This window comes from Chlamydiifrater phoenicopteri (assembly GCF_902807005.1).
GTDB classification, from domain to species: Bacteria; Chlamydiota; Chlamydiia; order Chlamydiales; family Chlamydiaceae; genus Chlamydiifrater; species Chlamydiifrater phoenicopteri.
In genome coordinates, this window is sequence record NZ_LR777658.1 from 959649 (window position 1) to 980770 (window position 21122).

The 21122-nt window shown below is 38.4% G+C and carries 15 protein-coding genes and 1 tRNA gene; 9 read left to right on the plus strand and 7 right to left on the minus strand.

Features of this window, described 5'->3' with window-relative positions; all coding sequences use genetic code 11:
- Nucleotides 1-114: 114 nt before the first annotated feature.
- The 5 genes from KJA58_RS04170 to KJA58_RS04190 all read left to right on the plus strand — a co-directional run bounded on the left by KJA58_RS04170 (nucleotide 115) and on the right by KJA58_RS04190 (nucleotide 6044).
- Nucleotides 115-1932 carry a toprim domain-containing protein gene (locus KJA58_RS04170; RefSeq protein ID WP_213358175.1) on the plus strand — a complete coding sequence of 606 codons (1818 nt, stop codon included), beginning with the start codon at nucleotides 115-117 and terminating at the stop codon, nucleotides 1930-1932.
- A 9-nt stretch (nucleotides 1933-1941) separates the two neighbouring features.
- Nucleotides 1942-3360 carry a DNA gyrase subunit A gene (locus tag KJA58_RS04175; protein ID WP_213358176.1) on the plus strand — a complete coding sequence of 473 codons (1419 nt, stop codon included), beginning with the start codon at nucleotides 1942-1944 and terminating at the stop codon, nucleotides 3358-3360.
- Between the two features lie 152 nt (nucleotides 3361-3512).
- Nucleotides 3513-3806 (plus strand): CT656 family putative T3SS effector, encoded by a 294-nt coding sequence (locus KJA58_RS04180; protein ID WP_213358177.1) that lies wholly within the window; start codon nucleotides 3513-3515, stop codon nucleotides 3804-3806.
- Nucleotides 3807-4603: 797 nt separating this feature from the next.
- Nucleotides 4604-5635 (plus strand): RluA family pseudouridine synthase, encoded by a 1032-nt coding sequence (locus KJA58_RS04185; RefSeq protein WP_213358178.1) that lies wholly within the window; start codon nucleotides 4604-4606, stop codon nucleotides 5633-5635.
- A 169-nt stretch (nucleotides 5636-5804) separates the two neighbouring features.
- Nucleotides 5805-6044, plus strand: coding sequence for a KH domain-containing protein (locus KJA58_RS04190; protein ID WP_213358179.1), 240 nt, complete (start codon nucleotides 5805-5807; stop codon nucleotides 6042-6044).
- A 4-nt stretch (nucleotides 6045-6048) separates the two neighbouring features.
- Here KJA58_RS04190 and KJA58_RS04195 read toward each other — a convergent pair.
- Nucleotides 6049-6121, minus strand: a tRNA-Arg gene (locus tag KJA58_RS04195).
- A gap of 247 nt (nucleotides 6122-6368) precedes the next feature.
- On the opposite strand from KJA58_RS04195, the gene kdsA reads away from it, so the two are divergent.
- Genes kdsA through lptB form a run of 3 tightly spaced genes read left to right on the plus strand, consistent with a single transcriptional unit; the run spans nucleotide 6369 to nucleotide 8415 of the window.
- A complete protein-coding gene (kdsA, locus tag KJA58_RS04200) occupies nucleotides 6369-7202 on the plus strand; it encodes a 3-deoxy-8-phosphooctulonate synthase (RefSeq protein ID WP_213358180.1) in 834 nt (277 codons plus the stop codon).
- Nucleotides 7199-7687, plus strand: coding sequence for a DUF1137 domain-containing protein (locus KJA58_RS04205; protein WP_213358181.1), 489 nt, complete (start codon nucleotides 7199-7201; stop codon nucleotides 7685-7687). Before kdsA ends, KJA58_RS04205 begins: the two co-directional genes overlap by 4 nt.
- A 5-nt stretch (nucleotides 7688-7692) precedes the next feature.
- Nucleotides 7693-8415, plus strand: coding sequence for an LPS export ABC transporter ATP-binding protein (gene lptB, locus KJA58_RS04210; protein ID WP_213358182.1), 723 nt, complete (start codon nucleotides 7693-7695; stop codon nucleotides 8413-8415).
- Here the strand turns inward: lptB and KJA58_RS04215 are convergent.
- From KJA58_RS04215 to KJA58_RS04230, 4 genes are read right to left on the minus strand one after another with little or no spacing between them, the layout of a single operon-like run.
- The gene (locus KJA58_RS04215; protein ID WP_213358183.1) at nucleotides 8409-9149 is read right to left on the minus strand and encodes a hypothetical protein; all 741 of its coding nucleotides are present in this window, start codon (nucleotides 9147-9149) and stop codon (nucleotides 8409-8411) included. The two genes, lptB and KJA58_RS04215, sit on opposite strands and share 7 nt — an antisense overlap.
- A 36-nt stretch (nucleotides 9150-9185) precedes the next feature.
- Nucleotides 9186-9374 (minus strand): hypothetical protein, encoded by a 189-nt coding sequence (locus KJA58_RS04220; protein ID WP_213358184.1) that lies wholly within the window; start codon nucleotides 9372-9374, stop codon nucleotides 9186-9188.
- A 51-nt stretch (nucleotides 9375-9425) separates the two neighbouring features.
- Nucleotides 9426-12044 (minus strand): CT620/CT621 family type III secretion system effector, encoded by a 2619-nt coding sequence (locus KJA58_RS04225; protein ID WP_213358185.1) that lies wholly within the window; start codon nucleotides 12042-12044, stop codon nucleotides 9426-9428.
- Between the two features lie 24 nt (nucleotides 12045-12068).
- On the minus strand, nucleotides 12069-14630 hold the full coding sequence (locus tag KJA58_RS04230; RefSeq protein WP_213358186.1) for a CT620/CT621 family type III secretion system effector: 2562 nt from the start codon (nucleotides 14628-14630) through the stop codon (nucleotides 12069-12071).
- Nucleotides 14631-14832: 202 nt separating this feature from the next.
- On the opposite strand from KJA58_RS04230, the gene KJA58_RS04235 reads away from it, so the two are divergent.
- On the plus strand, nucleotides 14833-17547 hold the full coding sequence (locus KJA58_RS04235) for a CT620/CT621 family type III secretion system effector (RefSeq protein WP_213358187.1): 2715 nt from the start codon (nucleotides 14833-14835) through the stop codon (nucleotides 17545-17547).
- 111 nt (nucleotides 17548-17658) lie between these two features.
- Here the strand turns inward: KJA58_RS04235 and KJA58_RS04240 are convergent, their stop codons facing one another.
- Nucleotides 17659-19638: a hypothetical protein gene (locus KJA58_RS04240; RefSeq protein ID WP_213358188.1), complete on the minus strand. Its 1980-nt coding sequence runs from the start codon at nucleotides 19636-19638 to the stop codon at nucleotides 17659-17661.
- A 132-nt stretch (nucleotides 19639-19770) separates the two neighbouring features.
- On the minus strand, nucleotides 19771-21066 hold the full coding sequence (locus KJA58_RS04245) for a hypothetical protein (protein WP_213358189.1): 1296 nt from the start codon (nucleotides 21064-21066) through the stop codon (nucleotides 19771-19773).
- Between the last annotated feature and the right edge of the window lie 56 nt (nucleotides 21067-21122).

A 21122-nucleotide genomic window follows, 5' to 3' on the forward strand; every position in this document is an offset into this window, starting at 1 on the left:
TAAAGAAATAGAAAATTAGATGCTATAAAATTATCCAATACACTATAAGCGCCCCGAGGAAAAAAAGAACCCAACTAAAGTAAAAAAAATAACATAAAAGACGCCTAAGCCTATATGACCTCGTCGTACACAGAAAAGCACATTTTAACTCTGGACTCTTTAAATCATATTCGATTGCGCGCGGGCATGTACATTGGGAGACTCGGCAACGGCAAACACACCGATGATGGAATATATGTCTTGCTTAAAGAAGTCATCGATAACGCTATTGATGAATTCATTATGGGGCATGGGAATCATATCCACATCACTTTAGACAAAGTGAAACAACAAATAGTCGTTCGAGATTATGGTAGAGGTATTCCTCAAGGAAAAGTTATTGACTGTGTCTCTAAAATCAACACGGGAGCAAAATACACTGAGGATGTATTTTCTTTTTCTGTTGGTCTTAATGGCGTTGGTCTTAAAGCTGTAAACGCATTATCTTCTTTCTTTGCAGTCAAAACCATTCGAAAAAAAAAATCTTTTGAGGCCCTTTTTCATCAAGGAGTTTTAACTCATACCGAAGAATCTTCTTCTAAAGAGCCTGACGGAACCACGATAACCTTCATTCCAGACAATACCATTTTTGATCATCCTGTATTCTTGGAAGAAATTATTAGAGACAAACTAAAAAACTACGCTTATCTACACAGAGGCCTTACGCTCCACTATAACGGAGAAATTTTTTCTTCAAAAAACGGTCTTCGCGATCTACTAGAAGAAAAGGTGTGTAACAGCAACCTTTATTCCCCATTCACATATTCCGATCAAGATATTGAGTACTGCTTTACCCATTCCAACAGCAGCACAGAGACCTATCTTTCTTTCGTTAATGGACAGCACACTGTTGACGGAGGAACACATCTTTCTGCTTTCAAAGAGGCCCTCACTCGAACCATCAACGATTTTTTTAACAAAAATTTCCAAAGCTCCGATGTTCGTGAAGGCATTACCGGATGCTTTTCAGTAAAAGTACGTACACCTATTTTTGAGTCTCAAACAAAGAACAAACTGGGTAATACAGACATTAAAACACCTATTGTTGCTCGCGTTAGAGACTCCTTAACCAAGCTCTTACACGCGGATAAAGAACGCGCCCAAATTCTTCTGGAAAGAATCAAACTGAATGAAAAAACTAGAAAAAACATTCAATTTCTTAAACAAGAACTAAAAGATAAACAAAAAAAAACTCTCTATAAGATTCCTAAGTTAAGAGATTGTAAGTTTCACTATAGCGACAAATCCTTGTACGGAGAATCTTCCATGATCTTTCTGACAGAAGGAGAGTCCGCTTCAGCTTCCATTCTTTCTTCTCGCAATCCGTTAACCCAGGCAGTATTTTCTCTTCGAGGGAAACCCATGAACGTTTTCTCTCTAGAAGAGGGGCAAGTCTACAAAAACGATGAACTCTTCTATCTATCTTCTGCGCTAGGAATAAAAGATTTCCATGACACCACCCTTCTACGCTATGCTAAAGTAGTCCTGGCCACAGACGCCGATGTTGATGGCATGCATATCCGCAATCTTTTGATCACCTTTTTCTTAAAAACTTTTCGACAACTAGTTTTAGAAAATCGGTTATTTATTTTGGAAACCCCTCTATTCAAAGTTCGTTACAAGGAAAAAACTTTCTATTGCTACTCCGAAGAGGAAAAAGATTCTACAATCAAAACCTTGGGGAAAAAAACTTCCCTAGAAATCACTCGATTTAAAGGCTTGGGAGAGATTTCTCCAAAAGAATTTAAATCCTTCATCGGACCCGACATTCGCTTAACACCTGTAACCCTTTTAAATCCAGAAACTATTGATGAAACCATGAACTTTTACATGGGTAAAAACACCCAAAAACGTAAACGCTTTATCATAGAAAATCTCATAGCGGAACTTTAAGAGCCTACCATGCAAGATGTCTCAGACCTATTTAAAACGCACTTTCTACACTATGCCTCTTACGTCATTCTCGAACGTGCTATCCCTCATGTTTTAGACGGCCTGAAGCCTGTGCAAAGACGTTTGTTATGGACACTCTTTCGCATGGATGATAACAAAATGCACAAGGTCGCGAACATTGCAGGGCGTACCATGGCTTTGCACCCTCACGGAGATGCTCCTATAGTGGAAGCCCTTGTCGTTTTGGCTAACAAGGGATATCTAATAGACACACAAGGAAACTTTGGAAACCCTCTAACAGGCGACCCACACGCCGCTGCTCGTTATATAGAAGCCCGACTATCCTCGCTCGCAAAAGAAACGCTTTTCAATACAGATCTTATATCCTTCCACCCATCCTACGATGGTCGCGAATCTGAACCAGATGTTTTGCCAGCAAAAATTCCTCTCCTTCTTTTGCACGGAGTTGATGGTATTGCTGTGGGGATGACGACAAAAATTTTCCCACACAACTTTACAGAGCTTCTACAAGCTCAAATTCACTATTTGGAAAATAAAACATTTTGTTTCTACCCAGACTTTCCTTCGGGAGGCATCATGGATGCCTCTAATTACCAAGATGGAAAAGGCTCCATCACTTTACGAGCTTCTATAGAAATACCCAACAACAAGACGTTAATAATAAAGGAATTATGTCCCTACACCACAACAGAATCGCTCATTCGATCCATAGAACAAGCGGCCAAACGAGGTCTTTTTAAAATCGACAGCATCCAAGATTTCTCTACAGAGAAACCAGAAATAGAAATTAAACTTCCAAAAGGTTGTTATGCAGAAGAACTTCTCCCTAAACTTTTCAAACACACAGAATGTGAGGTAACTCTCTTTCCTCACACAACGGTCATCTACGAAGATAAACCCATAGAACCGACTCTATCGGAGATCTTACAATTACATACCGACAATTTACTGAACTTATTGAAGAAAGAATTAGAAATTCAACGGACAGAATTACAACAATCTCGTCTAAGAAAAACGGTGGAATACATTTTTATTAAACACAAACTTTATGACGCCATTAGAGCTTCTGATACAACCTCTTTGCTTGAAGAAAAGGTTCTACAAGCTCTACAACCATTCCACAAAGAGTTACCATCTCCTCCAACTAAAGCCGACGCTTCCTACCTGATTTCCATACCCATAAGAAAAATTCTTTCTTTCAATGAACAAAACACAAAAAACAACTTGGAGCAAATAGACAAAGCAATAACTTCAGTAGAGCAACAGCTGACGGACATGCGCAAAGTAACTATCAAATATCTGAAAAAATTAATGACCAAATATAAAGCTTTTGGAATACGGAAAACCAAACTGACATCTTTTGATGAAACATCCACACCTGCCCGCAAAGAAAAAACTTTATTCTAAATAAAGCCTTTAAAATAAGTTTAAGAAAATTACTACTAATACTTTTCAAGTTTTTCTTTTTACAAAATCAGATAAGAATCGAAAATAATTTTTTCTAAGTATATACTCCGTTATATAAGACAGTATTTTCTCAACGCCTGCGGAGCTTTATTATGGAAAAATCTCCCGTTACAACTTCAGGACCCTACTTAGGGAAAACATCTTCCGTCAAAGAACGTGCCCCCGAATACTTAACACCCACCAACACAACGTTCTCCGGCCCCGTCAAAACTCTGGGAGATCTCCGTCAGGCACTGATACAGCAGTTCGGTCCCGAACAAGGGAAAAAAATGTACGACCAATTTTACTCGTCTATATTAATCATGTGCTTTGGGACAGTTCATAAAGAATCCGATAGAGCTCAGCGGGCAGCAAAAAAAATGCGTTCAGCATACAAAAATCACTAGTATTCTTTATGGTCGAAAGCTTCTTGGCTCTGCAACTTGACCCGTTGTACCAAAAACATTTGGCCGCCATGCCCCCTAAAAAGTTGGCTTTGTGGTTGAACCAAGATAACTACATGTCTGTGATTTCTACAAAAAAATTTTCCACACAAGAAAACTTTTTCGAAGTTTTACTACTAGTGAAACCCATAACTTTTAGTATCACCCACGACTATTTTCAATTGTTATATCGACATGTATCTAGCTTTCTCACCAACACTTTAAAAATGCCAACATCTTGTGCGGAAAATCTATTTGTTTTTTGTTGTCAACAGAAGGACTTCTCCTTTGTAACTACAGAAACTCTTAATTCTTTTTTATATTCAAATAACCTCCTAAGCCGCTTGTAAAAGGTCTTTCTCTAATTATTTTTTCTAAATAAAAAATCATTGAGAAAACGTCCTTAAACCAAAAATTTCTAAGAGAAAACTCTTCGTTAACTAAGGATCTTCCCCTATTTCATGAAAAAAATCAGAAAATCCAACTTTTTAATTAAAAAAAAACAACGCTTCATTTAAGCTCTTCACCCTAGCGAATGTTGAGCGGAAACTTTTCTCTTCTAAAGTCTTCGGGAAATGTTCGGTAAGATGTACAGAGCAAGTCCTTAATTTCAAGACTACAGTCACAGCCCCCCTGTGGTGCTGGGTCTTGATCTTAAGGCATTTTTGGGTTGCCTTTAGCGTCGAAGGCCCCGCGCGCGGTGAGCTCCTAGCTAGGAGACGTCGGCGAAACCCTCTTTTTTCTTCTCTTTAGTGCTTCCCATGAAAAAAAGTAAAACTTTATCTTTTATTTGTGGAAACTCCCTCGTCTCTACACCTCGTTCTGGCGAAACCGCAGATCTCGACGATGATCTATTGCTCGAACCAGAGCTCTCACTGTTATCTCCTATTTCTTTTCCGATAAGGTTAGATAAATTTCTTTCCCTAGTGTATCCCGAATACTCTAGAACTTTCTATCAAGAATGCATTGCCAACGGGCTGGTTTCTGTAAATGAACAACCAGAAACTAAACCCAGAAGGCAACTCTTTCTTAATGACAAAGTTGTTGTTTCTATTCCTGAAGAAGCTCCTTTGGAACTTCTGCCAGAAAATATTCCTTTGGACATTGTTTATGAGGACGATCTCATCATTATCATAAACAAACCCAGAGGGTTGGTAGTGCATCCCGCACCAGGACACCCGACAGGAACTGTCGTTAATGCTTTGCTACATCTACTAGGAGACAAACTTCGAGAGGAGTTTTCTGAGGAACATTTGCGACCAGGGATCGTTCATCGCTTAGATAAAGATACTTCTGGTCTACTTATTACAGCTAAAACTAGGCAGGCGAAAAAGATCTACAGTAAAATGTTTGAAGAAAAAACCATACAAAAAACTTATCTGGCTATCTGCATTGGCCGCCCGCAAACGCAAGTCATTCACACTCAGATAGCAAGACATTCTATAAAAAGACAAGAAATGGCTGTAGTTCCTTCTGGGGGCAAAGAAGCTATCACTCACTGCGAAACTTTAGCCACACATAACAACCTCAGTCTGGTACGGTTGATTCCTCAGACCGGTCGCACTCATCAACTTCGTGTACATCTCAAACATGTAAAAACTCCCATCCTGGGAGATCCTGTTTATGGAAACAACACCAAAAATCTTTGTGAAGGCTTCCACCAACAACTCCTTCACGCTTACTCCCTTACCTTCACTCACCCCTTCACTGCAGCAACTATTACTCTTTTAGCTCCTCTTCCTGAGGATATGCTCCTTCTTAAGAAAAAATATTTTTCTTCTATCGATCTTTAGTAATTTGCTTTCAAATACTTTTTATTTTTAACAAAAATAAAAGAGTCGATCGTTTTTATTTTGTTAAAAAAACAAACATTTTTTATAAAAAAGTTTTTATAATTAAATTAATAGTTAAGAATTTTAAATCGATTATTTATCACAGAAGTTGAATTAATAGGATTTTCGAATGAAAGATTTTTTAGAATATATCGTAAAAAACCTCGTTGACAGACCTGAAGCGGTACACATCAAAGAAATAGAAGGAACCAACACTCTTATTCTAGAACTTCAAGTCGCTCAACCAGATATTGGAAAAATCATTGGTAAAGAGGGTAAAACTATCAAAGCTATCCGGTCTCTTCTAGTATCCGTTGCTAGCCGCAACAACCTTAAGGTTTCTTTGGAAATCATCGAAGACAAAAGATAGAAGCCGGACCGAGCAGGATTCGAACCTGCGACCATCCGCTTAGAAGGCGGATGCTCTATCCACTGAGCTATCGGTCCAGAAAAAATCCTCGCGAAGGAGAACAGAGGAAAGGGTACATTGCTTGAGATAATAAAGTCAATAACGCTTAATGACCCTTCCTAAGTTCTCTTTTTACTCTTAAAAATAAATCTAAAAAATCTCATATTACAAAAAGGCACTTCTTGAACTAAAAGAAAGAAATACGTACATTCTCAATCGCAAGAGTGTCTCGACCTCGCGAACTATTCTTTCTCTAAACTGCTTTAGTAATAAGTTGAAAATTTTATGACCTGCTTATTTCAAGACATTTGTGCTTCAGATACATTATCCATAATCAGCGGTCCATGCGTGATGGAAAGTGCGGAACATGCTCTAGAGTGCGCAGCGTTCCTTGCCTCTTTGTTTCGAAACTACCCACAAATAAAATTCATCTTCAAGTCAAGCTACGACAAAGCCAATAGATCGTCGGTCCAATCATTCAGAGGTGTTGGATTAGAAGCAGGCCTAGAGATTTTAGCAGAAATAAAAAAACGACATAATTTGCCTGTTTTAACTGATGTCCACTCTCCCGAAGAAGCAGAGCAAGCGGCTGAAGTTTGCGACATCATTCAAATCCCGGCCTTTTTGTGTAGACAAACGGATATTCTCCTAGCTGCAGGGCAAAGTAATGCTATCGTTAACATAAAAAAGGGACAGTTCTTATCTCCGTGGGATATGGACGGACCTATCGAGAAAATTCTTTCTACAGGAAACAATAAAATCATTCTTACTGAGAGAGGATGCTCGTTCGGATATAACAATCTTGTTTCAGATATGCGCTCTATAGCAGTAATGAAAACTAGTGGATTCCCAGTAATTTTCGATGGAACGCATTCTGTGCAACTGCCAGGAGCCCTAAAAAACTCTAGCGGAGGGCAGACAGAATTTATACCGACCTTAACTAGAGCTGCTCTTGCTGCAGGAGCTAACGGATTATTCATTGAATCTCATCCAGCTCCAGAGACAGCTAAAAGCGATGCAGCCTCTATGCTTTCTTTCTCTCAGTTAACCGAACTTTTGCCTGGTTGGGAACAACTTTTCAATTGCGTGTCTTCTCTATTAGAACCTGTAAAAGTATGACAAAGTTTATCTCCTACGGATTAATTTGCTCAGGAAGCTTTTTACTTGCTATATTTCTTACGGGCGTCTCAGTACTTTACCCCGATAATTTACACAAAATTTCTCCCTTACCTAATGAATGGCAAACACCACCCCCTTTTCTAAAAATTAAGAAACTAGGTGTTAAGAAACAGATCATTACAAAAGCTACCGGGCGATTCTTTTGCAGTATTGATAAATCTTGCTTAGAACTAAAAGTACATGATGATTTTCGCTGCAGGGAAACTCTCTCAGGACTCTCAGGATTTTTTTACCCTAACGATCCCTCAAAAACAGTAAAATTCCATAGTAAAAGCGGAGAACTTCTCTACAGGAACTACGAACTAACTTTACATGATTGCCAATTTAGTTTCTTTGAAGCTAACGATCCATACCCCTTACCAAAAGCAACAACAACGGGGGCAATGAAAACTATGACCTTATCCCTACTCAAGATGCCCAAATAAAACTTATGCCTGTCCTATCTGTCCATAATCTAGTAAAAAAATATAATAAGAAACCTGTCACTAATGATGTTTCTTTTCATGTAAATCCAGGAGAAATTGTGGGCCTCCTGGGACCAAATGGCGCAGGAAAAACTACTGCTTTCTACCTCACCGTAGGTCTTATCAGACCCGACTCTGGATCTATTCTTTTTAAAAATACAAATGTCACTAAAAGAACTATGGATTACCGAGCTAGATTAGGAATCGGGTACCTAGCTCAAGAGCCTACTGTTTTCAAAGAAATGACAGTCAAAGAAAACCTTATCTGTATTCTCCAAATCATCTACAAAGCCAGCAAAGAACAATCCCACTTGTTAGATACTCTCGTAGATGATCTGCAACTAGGCCCCTGCTTACATAAAAAAGCAGGAACCCTCTCAGGGGGAGAAAGACGTAGATTAGAAATCGCCTGCGTCCTAGCCTTAAATCCTAGCGTTCTTCTTTTAGACGAACCTTTTGCTAACGTAGACCCTCTAGTCATTCAAAACGTTAAATACTTGATTACATTGTTATCAAGACGCGGGATCGGTATTCTGGTAACAGATCACAACGCTAAAGAGCTCTTATCTATAGCAGACAGATGCTACCTTATTATCGACGGAAAAATTTTCTTTGAAGGATCTTCTTCCCAAATGATTGCAAATCCCCTTGTCAGGCAGCACTATCTAGGAGATGCTTTTTCTTATTGATCCTCTACACTCAGTAATGCGTTTACCAAGGCTTCAAAACCGTCTTTTTCTAACTCCGTAACCCCAGGCTTAATGCCGTCCTCTGCTAATCGAAAAGCTTTCATAGTGTTGCATATCCTTCCAACAAGCCTAACTCCAACCCCCTTTAAATCCCAGACATCTACATACTCACCAAACATTTCTAAAGAAAGTTCACAAGCTGTAATTATAAACCGTAATTTCTTCCCAGGATTTTCCTTACGAATATGGTAAAAGTACTCCGCTATATACATGAACGTAGGAATAATAATCGCTTTGTATTTTGACGATCTTCTAGATAAGACTCCGCCAATAGAGCATACCTGACACGCAGGATTTGTTGGATCATAGGAACAAATATCATTAAACCGACCAAAAGGACACATCTTGGCTTTCTGGCAATAAGAAAACCCAACTACCAGCAGAGTATCATCTTTTTTTGCTTCTTGAATAATTTCTTCTACAGAGGAACAATTATAAAAAAACAAGTTGCCCTTTCGAAAAACATTTCTCCTTGGCGTAAACAAAGCCCACATCAATCGAAGTAAAGCTCTTGGCTGAAGAGCCATCCGGTAGAGCATCCTCCTTCCTTGCTTAAGGGAGAGCAGGTACCCAACAGTCTTCCACCTTAACCCCTTCTTTGTACTTTCCGTAATAAATGGGACTTTCGGTCTATGTACGAATTTTTTGTCTAAATGTTCTTCGGGGAATCGCATGATTTAAGATAAAACTTTAGCTGCCACCCCTGCAGTTTAACAAGATTCTGGAAATTCGTCTTCTGCTAACACTTCATGGGCAACATCTTTGATTGTTTTTAGACCCTTTGGAAAACCCACAGAATACAGCAACTGATCTATGTATTGCAATTCTGCAAACAACTGATCATTAACAAATTCTAATTCTGCTAAACGTTTATTAATTTTGGAAAAATCTCTATTCATAAAATCTCCTTAATTTTTCAATTAAGGAGACAAGCGATTACCGTGCCAAAACTACCCTAACAAACTCCGAACCAGACCTAAATAGACTTGATTCAGTATCTGCAACGAAGTTGAGATCACTGTCCACTCCTGCTGCATTCCAGTCAAATGCATCTGAAGATTCAATTGATGGTTTTGTCCCATATCCGCAAAAGATTGTTGATCCGATTGCACCAAAGCATGTAAGGAAAACATCCCGTTAGGGAGAATTTGTCCAGAAAACCCAGACACTACAGCTTCTTCCATATTTTCCAAATTATTCTGCCATTGAGAATCTGGGCCCTTCACTTGAAATGTTCCAGGTAATTCTTTTTCTCCCGCTTTAGAAACCGTTATTTGACTCAAGAAATTAGACACTGTAACCAAATTATTGGCTATTCCTCTCAGACTGATAGCATAACTGGTTAACATATCTCTAAGCTGAGTTCTTTGAGTCAGAGAAATTTTCTCATCAGCATCTACGATAGCAAGTTGCTTCTCTATTTCTTCTAGCCCAGCCTCTGTCTTTTGCAAAAACAAAGTAGCTTGCAAGCGTTCTTCTCTCAACTTTCTTTCGGCTGTTTCAAAATTACCTGGATAAATATCCTTGCCTTCGGTCCCTACGGCAGGTTTTTGTCCAATGTAACTGGCAAAATTAAAATAGGTCGCAGAATTTACAAAACTTGCTATAACCTCCAAAATGGCATTACCGACTGTGGAGGCAAAGTTACTAAAGTACAGCTGCGAATAAGCATCATTCAAAAAATCAACTTCTCTAGGCATGTAATGATCTATTAAAACCGTAGCAACAGCTGAAGGCAGGGCTAGAGCCTGTAATTCTCCAGTTTTTGCAACCAGACCGCTTACATAAACATTTTGCTCCAAAGAAGCAAGCTCCTTCAAGTTCTCTCGAGATATAGAAAGTTTATTTTCTTCTTCTGTAAAATTAATGTGAGACAACCCTTTAAACCTAAAGTATTTTTGAGCAATTTCATTCTTTGCATTCTGAAATAAGCCATTCCAATTGCTTAGGAAAGTCCCTCCAATATCCATTAGAGTAAAATTAATTGTAACCGTAGAATTATCCGATCCCTGAGAATAAACTGTGTACTCCGCTTTATTAGGTAAAACAGCAACACCATTACCCAAAACTTTATCCGCAAAAAGGCTTCTATCAGCCTCTAAAGCTATTTTTTCAACCACACCCTTGACAGCTTTAAGCATGTCAAAACCAGAATCTTGAAAATCCCCAACCCCAGTTTTCACGGCAGTATTAACAGCTGTTTGCGATATAGAAGGATTCTTTGCTATAGCATTCGAGGCCAAAAAATATGTCCAAACAATAGCTATATACCAAGGAAAATCCGTGTTACCCAAACCCTCTCCTGAGATTCCATTTTCAGAATCTATCCTAGGATTTATGGCCGTGGAACTTAAAGAAAATGCTTCGTTAAAAGCATTATTCACTAGGCTTTTTTGTTCCTCACTTAGATACGAAAACATGGAGTCTATTGCAAACAATGCCTGCAAAGCAGCAGAAGCTCCACTAGCAGTGAAATCTGATATGCTGTTTGTTAAGTTTATAGGAGCAAACAACCCAAAAAAAGCTGCCGTTTGATTCGTTACTTGTCGGAAAATTTCTAATTGATGCTCCCTAGCAGCTATACTAGCCTCCACTACTTTTTGGTAGACCTCTAAGGACTCTACTTGCTCATTATATACCGTCATGACCTTCCTATTGTAATCTATTTTGTCTCCTCTAGGTAAGGCTGAACGGTTGATAGTTTCAGAAAACTCTAACGTGTAGAGCAAAACGTTCTCTATGTCCTCTGAAGAATAGTTCTCCACCTGATTATCTATTGCAAATATTTTCCTTTCTATTTCAGCGAATATGCTGTATTCTTCCGCTTCTAAGCGCTCTTTAATCTCAGATAAAAGACGTAACAGTTCCCTTGCTCTAGAACGCGCATAAGACCCCTCTAACAAGGTAATATTTTCATATTGCAAAGATAATTCTGACATCAAAGTCACTTTGCGCGCTTCGTCTAAATCGGATCGCCCTATAGCCTCCACTGTTTCCCAAGAAAGATTTCGAGTCGATATCATATCCTCAACAGTGTAGCCCACCCTTTTTTCTTTCAAGCTATTAGCTTTTTCCAACAATTGAGAGAATAATTCTGTGTTATCTTGCTTAGGTTGCTCGCACTTTTGCAAAATTTCTACTAGCCCATCTAGAAAAGCTCGAGTTAGACACTGCTGGTTATCGTCCACCAATCTGCTAACCTCTTCCTCAGATCGAGTGCGGGGAACTTTTACCGGATATCTACCCTCTTGTAAAGGCTTCAAAGAAGAGGGTTTCGCACTAGAATAATACCTGGGAACACAAAATCTCTTTTTCGACAAAGGAGCAACAGCATTCATTGCTGAATCCATAGTTACTTCCACACCTTGATTAGAGGTCGCAATAACAGTTTCTTTATTCTCTACTAAACCATCTAAAACGTGTGCTAATTTATTTAAAAAATGCTTCTCTTGTAATATAGTCTCAAACTTTATAGTATCACTTAAAAAAGACTGCTTATTAATTGTGTTCTTTTGAAAAGCTATAGCTATCTCTTTTTTAGGATTAATGAAAATTGTTTTATTCAACATAATGAACCCAATTAATAAAATGTATTACCTTAATAAACTACGCGCTAATCCCAAGTAAATCTGATTAAGCACCTGTAAAGACGTTGCAACAACAGTCCACTCCTGTTGCATTCCAGTCAAATGCATCTGGAGATTTAATTGATAGGTTTGTCCCATATCTGCGAAGGATTGTTGGTCCGACTGAATTTTAGCTTGTACATTAAACATTCCCCCAAAGCCTCCTTGACCAGGGAGCCCAGACACAACGGCCTCTTCGAGAGATTTTAAATTATCTTTCCAATTATTGGGGCCAGTCACTTTAAAAGTTCCAGCCTGTTCTTTAGAACTATCTTCTATCTTTATTTGATCTAAAAAATTTGAAATTGTAGTGAGATTGGAAGCTATAGTTCTTAGGCTGTTCTCATAGCTAGTCAATAGCCCTATTATGTAAGCCCTTTCTTCCTGCGTAATTTTTGGATCATTGTTAACAATAGCAACTTGTTCTGATAAAACTTTTAACCCTTGCTCAGTTTGTAAAGCAAACTTCTGCGCAGCCTCTTTTTCTGACTTTAACCGATTTTCTGCGCTTTCCTTAGTCCCAGGAAAAACATTAGTGTCTTTTATACCCACGACAGGTTGCTGACCAACGAAGCTAGCAAAATTAAAGAAGGTTCCTGAATTGATATAGCCCGATATAGCATTCAAAATCTCATTCCCAACAGTGGACCCTAGATTGCTATAATAAAGCTTCTTGTACAATCCTTCTAAAAAATCAACTTCTCTGGGCATGTAATGATCTATCAAAACAGAAGCGATAGAAGATGGAAGGGCTAACGATTTAAGCTCTCTAATTCTAATCCGGGAGTTTTCTTGATAACTAGATACTTCCAAGGTTTTCAAGGCTTGAGCCTCCAATACATCCGAGTCTATGTCTTCTTTACTTTGTTGCTCAGAAGTATTCGCTAAGGCGTTAAACGTTTGATACTTCTCTGTTATTGTGGTTTTTTGTTCCTCTGCAACACTTGCAAAACTGCCAAGAAAAGCTCCAGCATCTCTATTCATAAAATCAAAGTTAATTTCTACAGGATCACCCGGAGCTTTAGGAGCTATTTTTGATTTTTGCTCTCCGTATGTCTCATTAGTTTTTGGTTTATAAACAATAAAATGAGCTTCTCCAGACCTTAACTCTCTATTAGCATACAAATTACCGCTGTCTTTGGCTACCTGTCTGACCCACTCTTTAGCTTTTGAGATTAAAGAAACCCCTACATCTATTGTACTTGCTAAGCCTTTCTCAAGAGCTACTCCCATTTCCCCTTCAGTAATACCTGGCTTAGCCTTTGTAGCCGCTGATGCTAGAAAATAAGCCCAAACACCTCCTAGGTAAGGAGCTAAGGCCATCAAGCTATTTAACCCTTCATTAATAGATCTCTTCTGTTCATCAGACAAACTTTCAAACAAAGAATTTATCGATAGCAAGGTTTGTAAGGCAGAAGAGGCTTCCAGAGCAGAGAAAGTTTCTAGACTACTACTAAAATTCACCGGAGCAAAAATACTAACTAAAGACTCCACCTGCCTTACAGCTTCTTGGAAAACACTCAGCTGCTGATTTTTAAGCGCTAACTCATAATCTCCTAACTTTTGCCAAATTTTCAAAAGTTCTACCTGATATTCAAAAAGGTTCCCTAAACGCTGGTTGTATTTTATTTTATCGTTCTGGGACAGTTTTGAAGCATTTATTAGATCTGCTAATTCATAAGAACTGTCTAAAATTGCATCTATTTGCTCTTCTGTGTATTCCTGATCTACATCCATTTCTCCTAGTTTAGAAGCAAACTCCTCAAAAAATTGGAAATCTTCTTCTGAAAGAGCGTCTCTTAATTCTTCTACTATGGAGATCATTTCCTCTAGCCGTTCCTGAGCAAAAATTTTCCTCAAAGACTCTTGTTGATCGTAAGTTTTTAATTGTTCTATAAACCTTAGCGTCTCCGCAGCAGGCAAGCCCATTCGACAAATAGTATTTGCTGTTCTCAGGGAAAGATTCCAAATACTTAAAATATCTTGAGGAGAAAAATCTTCCTCTTTAGCTTCAAAAGCTTCCGCTTGAGTAGAAATTTCCTCTAATGTTTTTTTAAGTTCTTCGGAAGTTGTTTTTCCAGAGCAACCTGCTATAACAGTCTCAATTGCTGTTAAAGCCTCTTCTGCCTCACTTTGTCCAAGGGCTCCTCTTGCTTCTTTGTTCAAAAACTTCTTAATAACAGGATTAATTAGTTGACTACTTTTAATACGTGGCAAAAAAGAATTTTTACTTTTTAAAGAATAGTTGAAAACAAAAGCTTTTTGAAACTTTTCTGGCAACTTTATTGTTTCTGGAGAAAATTGTTTTGATGCAAACCCTTTTGTTTCAAACACGTTAGGGGTATTACTTTGATTAGAAAAACTACTAGCTAGATGTAAGATCTTAACTAAAGCTAATTTTTTCCCAGAAATAACTTCTAAAGAAGATACTTTACTAATTTTAGAAGACTCTTTGGAAATGTTTTTCCTCAGAACCCCTTCAAAATTATAATCTTTGTAATCAGAAGAAACTAAATTACTATTTATCATATATCGTTTTAGTCACTATCGATTTGCCAACTCCTTTATTTTAACATTAAAAACAAATAAAAATTAAAACAAAACCAACAAACCAAAACAAACAAACAAGCAAAACAATAAAGCTAAGAATATTGAGCTCGCAAAAATTTTTGTTGTTTATAAAAAACAAAAACAGAAACAAAATAAAATAAAAAGCTTTTTGTTTTTTATTATGAATTTTTCTAACATAAAACGATCTCCAACAGTCTCTGGCTCCTACATCTTTAATATTCAATTAGATCACAAATATTCTGGATTTAATCCAAAATCACGCCTGGCCATAAACATGGAAGAAGTAAGCTCCGGGATATTTGGATTAAAAAGAATCGCCAGCATAATAGAACATCTTGATGCAGAAACCGTTAAAAATTTTTATAAGAAAAACAAACCCATCTTTAAAAAAGATTCTTTCACAACATCTTCTACACAATCTTCTGTACCTACTCCCAAAACAGAGGAACCAGAAACAGATGATTCTCTTATAACCCAAACTCAAATAGCTGAAATACAAGCCAAATATGCTCCAGAACTATTGACCTTACTGAAGACAAATTTTCCTAAGTTTTTAGAAGAAACTAAAGACCTTGATCTTGAGCACATGCCCGAAATAGCGGCAGCTCGCATAAAAATTGAGACCCTAAGCAGCACAAAATCTTGGACAAAAGATCTGGTCCAAGAACTTTTAACCTTAACTTCTGTTCCGACAGAAGCTAACATGAAAGACTTCTTTGCGGAGCAAAAAGCTGAAGTCATTCAGCAATTGCAAGATGAGCTAAGGAAACAATTGGAGGAAGCAGGAATTTCAGAAGAAGAAATTTCTAAACAATTAGAACTATATAAAGATATCTTTCTTGAACAATACATACATTCACATGTGAGTCCAGCGCTTTCTACTTACAGAAAAAATATCAGTGATCCCTTAGCCAAAATATCTAAAGAAATAGCAGAAAAAACAAAAGAATACACACCACCAGATGTTATCGACCAGAATAATTTAGAAGAAGTTAATGCTAGAATCCTGCTTAACTCTATAGCTTCTGCCCTAGATACAGCCATTCAGAATTTTCCTGCATTAGCGACTGATCCAGAAATCCAAACATTCCAAAAAGAACTCTGGAATTTACAAGCTTCGTCCTCTCTAACAGAAAAGTATGAAGAAATTTATAAACTTTCTAACCAACCTTCGGAAGAACTTCTAAAGCAGTACCTACCGCCTGCAGCCGTCACCTCCTATAGAAATACTATCTCACAAACATATCAAGCTATGGTACTAAATATTAGTACTGCCAAAAGTAACGTAGAGGATCAAATAAAACTGTTAGAAAGCAGGGTTTCCATTTTCCAAACAACAAAAAGCTGCTTCAATAGCTTCATTAGCGGTCTAGTAGATTTGGTTGTTAATAGTAACCAAACTTCTAGAACTATAGCTTATGGAATGCAAGCTTATTCTGCTTTTAAGAATTTATCCCAAATACATCCCTACCTAGAAGAAGCAGAAAAAAAGATCCTAGATCCTTTTATAAAAGATGATGGATGGGATGCCAACTCAGCAAACGGCAAATCCGGAGTTCTTGGATTCTATTTAGGATCTAGCTCTGCGTCCCAAAACTGGCCACCAAAAACGATTCAATCGATGCTTTCCATCATGATCATTTACCAGGAAATGAGCGACTATTTACTACATGATGCGGTTCTGACCTCTAATATCGGAGCCTTACAAGAAACCATGAAAAAAAAGGCTCAAGAAGTCGCAACCCTTCCTTATTTTAAAGAAATTAACCAGCAATTGACAGAAATAACAACTACGGCTAATTATCTACAATCCATGTACCAGACAACCTCTGAAGGATTTTTACAGCCCAAATTCAACCTACTAGCGGACTACTTTACCACAATCTTTTCTCACCACAATGCGAATGATGAACTTAACAAGCGTTTAAAACAATTTAACGAAGAATCTGACACATATTTAAAAAAACTACAAACAGAAATATCAGACCTGCAAAAAAAACTAGCAGAACTCACTCCAGATAAAGCCAAATTCTTAGAAGAACGTTGCGAATCTATAGAAACTACCATAGAATCCTATGGAACTAATTTGGGCGCAGCCTTTTGGTCCATGGTCATGAACTCTCAACTACCTCGCCAAAAGATCCTCTTGGATCCATTAGTTAAAGAGATCAACTTTAATAATACAGCTTCTAATTCCTTAAACTCCCTATTACAAATAACTAGCGACTTCTCTACCTCTGCTGTTTACTACAATCTTTCTTCTTATCTAATACAGAGCAAAGAAGGAGAAGATCTTTTCGCAGGAAATTACTACGAAACAGTAATTGCCAGAGCGACAGAAAGAGAAAATATTTCTAGAGATGTTGCAAGGTGCAAGCAGGCCCTAAAATTGGCAGAAGAAGTTTTGTCAAAAATCGAAAAATTTCCTGGAGTTACCGAGGCTCAAAGAGATGAGATGACGGCAACCACAGCACAATATCTATTTATGTTATCGACAACTATTACTCAGCTTATTTTTCTGGACACATTGCTAACCAGTTTAAATATTACCCCAGAGCTCCAAAAGGATGATCAAAACAAACAAAGAGACGATTTATTTAAAATTACGGCTTCCAAAGATTGGATGCCCTCTTTAGCTTCGTTAGAAGGATTCGTAACTAATGGTTACAACGAAGTTGCTATAACTGGAGGTCTTGGCCCCATATTTACCCAAATACAGTCTGACCAACAAAATTACACAACACAAAGCCAAACCCAGCAATTGAATCTCCAAAATCAGATGACCGGTATCCAACAAGAATGGACGGTTGTTTCTTCTGCCCTTCAGGTTTGGAACGCTATTATTACAGCTCTTTGTGGCCAAATTTATGAATAGAGGCAAGTAAAGCCGCTTTACAACAAGAACCTGAAAGTAAAAAAAGACCTCTTAAAAGAGGTCTTTTTTCTTAGTCAGAAAGCCGCTAACAATAAACTCTTCCAGCCAATACTACTTTGGAACTATAAACGAAGCTACGTTAACTAAGAACTGCTGGACAAACATGGGTTGAGATTTGAATTGATTCATACTCTTTTCAAGATCTTGTTTTGTTCCTTCAACAAAGTCTTCAGTCAAACCTTGGATGAACTTCTGCGCTCCTTCTTTAGGTAGCTGCATATGAGGATACTCATACTTAGGTGCTTTGGAAACCTCTGCAGTTAGTTTTTGCTTTATCTCTTCTAAGTTCGCATTAGGATTCTCTTTAATCATTTGGGCCAAACTTTCATAAGCACTCAAAGCTCCAAATAATGTTCCCGCATTCTCGGTGTATGCCAGCATATCCCTTGTCATACGACTGTTCGAGTCTTCTGAACGACTCAAAGCTTGCTCAGCATTTCTCCTAGCGTTATCATCTAGAAGAGGTCTTTCAAGAGCTCTTGATGCCGCAGAATCTATCAACTGACGCGTTTCAGAAGACGTGCTAGCATAACTCTCATTCAACCTAGAAAAGGAATCATAGCCAGAAGATAGCGACGAGGGACTTGATGAAATGGCCGACACTCCAGCAACACCTGCTCCTATCTGAGCAGCTTGAACGGGAGAAACGCCTCCCATAGCAGCAGCAGCTTGAGCTATGGCACCCATAGCAGCAGCCTGAGCTTCTGCTGTTGCAGATTTCGCCACAGCCGCCTTCATTGCATCGATAGCGCCACTTTTATCCAACGCAGAAAAAGCAGGATCTTTCGTAGCTTTGTTTTCTGCCTCATTTAACTTATCTATAACACCGCGTAAAGTAGGCTGAACATCTGGATTATCTTCATGGAATAAGTCTATCATTTTTCTAAACCCGTCCATGATAATCGAGGCTGTTTGGCTATCTGCAGCGTCTAATAAAAACCCAACCCTTTTTTCTCCCACACTGCTGGCTTTATTTTGGGTGCTTCCAGCACCACCTCCAGAGCCGCCAGTGACAATTCCGGATGTGATCTCATCATATTGATTTTGAAGCTCTTCCAGGCTAGACAGCACTCCGTTTATTCTATTAAGAGCGTCCAGAACAGCAGGAGATTTATCCCCACCATCTATAATTGTTTGTACTTGGTCTTTTAACTTCTCCACAGCTTCTATGCTAGAACTTATCTTACTTGGAGAAGCATTCGCTTGCGTTTCTCTCAAAATAGTCTCTGCTTCCTCCACAGCATCAGCTGCTGCTTGTATATTTTTAGAAGACTCAACTACTCTAGATGCCGCGGAATCTACTCTGCTTTTATCCTGAGATAAGATAGGTGGTTGGTTTGAGCTAAAGTCTGCCATTGCTTCGGCTTTCTTCATAATCTCTGCAGCTGCTGCAGAATTTAATGAAGCATCTACTACAGCATTATTAGCCACATCTATAGTAGTTGCTGTTTGAACTTGTCCTATAAGTGCCTCTGTTTTGGTTGCAAGCTCATCCATTTTGGTGATGTAGCCCATCATTTCTTGTATTGTCGACTGTCTGGCTTCTAGCTCTTCTAACTTGTCATTCATGGACCCATCTGTAATTTGAGTGGCTAAATTTTTAGCCTCATCTACTAAAGCTTCTATGCTAGACGCTTTATTCTGAGCTTCTTCTAAGGTTGAGGCGTTTTTAAAACCATTAAAATCAGATATTGCTGCGTTGTATTTTTCTTCAAATTGAGCTTTAGCTTCTTCTTCCGTTAGCTCTCTAACACTTCCAGTCCCAGTAGTTTCCGCCAACACGCTAGGAGCTGTTTTCTGCGCTCCCCCAGAAGCAACGGACAACTTATCCAACAAAGAACTTAATGCTGATCGAGCTCCGGAAATACGGCTTAACGTATCAAAAGCTCCGGAAGTGACTTCTTCGGTGTTTCCTGATGGAGAAGATTTTCCTACTCCTGCAAGGCTTTGATTTTGAGCTTCAGAGAGATTGGATAAATCAGGGCCCAAGATAGGTTCTGGTTCATCGGAAGGACTAATAGGATTAACCATAGGAAAACACCAAAAAATAGTAATTCTTTTTCTCTATTTTATTACAAACAAAGAAAAAATTATCCTATTAATAAAACCGAATAAATTAAAAAAGAAAAGGCCCTTTTAAAGGGCCTTTATAAAGAAAAGAAATTAGAAGGCGGAAATTAAACCTACATCAAACTTCCTATACGTGAAATCTGTTCCCAGCTTATTGTTTTCCGGCCTGGAATAAGCGCCATAAGCTCTGAAAGATAAGGAGTTTGTGAGCCCAAAAGTAAACAAGCCTGAAACACCTTTGTAGTTAGTAAACCCATTAGCATCTTTAGGCTCATAGTTTCCTGCTATAGCTTGAGCAAACCAATACTTGAGACTGTTTCCTCTACCTATTCCAGACACGTCTATTTCCGGAACCGCCAAAGCTTCAACGACTTCGTAACGAACAGTAACAGACCAATCTCCTGCTTGACGCAAAGAACCTAAAGTTCCTCCGACAAACCAAGCAAAATTTTCTTTTTTATTTAGTGTTGTTTCAGTAGCTTTTGCTAAATAGTTTGTTAAGACTGCTCCATAAAGATATATAGACTTTCGCTTCTTTTTTCCCCAAGGCAACGAGGATCTATTTCCTAGGAGGAACTGACCGACAAGATACTCATATTTCTGAGGTAAAGCCGAAGGTTTCGCCGAACTCTTTGGAAAAGAATCACTAAACGTTTCAGGCTTAAAGGAATTCCAATCAATAATGCTATACTTCATCAAGAAATTTGCAGGAAGATTACTCAAAATACCTTCTGCTACCCAAGCATAATGCTTTGTAGCCATATTCACTACAAATGGTCCTCCATGAATAATAACATTCCATGGTAAAGCTTTTGCAATTCGTCTAGAGCAGTATACGTGCACTCCGTCAAATTGACTGGAAAATTGCACTTCGGATTCAAACATATCCCCCAATCCAGATCTTCCGATCTCAATGAAAAAATCCGACTTAGTTGCAGGATTTCTAAACAAACGATAACCAATAAAGGCCCTATCTATGTCGACACCTGCTGCCGTATTCTCTCCGCCAGCAACCGCTGCCCAACGCATTTTGGATGACATCCAATTATTTTCTGCTTGGTAGCTAACATACATGTTAAATTCGCTACGATAACGATTGATAGGTAAAGGCGTTTTTGTATCTACAAATGTGTCTTCCTCTTTTTTCAAATCTTCTCTAGCATATATCCAACGAGCTCGAACGTCGCCAGCTAATCTTAAGACACCTCCCCGACCTCTAGTTTCTACATAGCCTCGCTTGGTCATGTATTCCTGAACATCGCTCCAAGAAACCGCTGCACTATCTTTTGTTTTTCTTGAAGCTGTTGTAAACTGATCAGAAGCAAGGGCCGAAAAAGAACTTCCTAGAAGACTACTTCCAAGAAGAAAGCATAAAAAGTTTTTCCTCATAACTCTCCACAAATAGGTATTTATCTATCAAGACGCCGTAAGCGATACAGGACAGT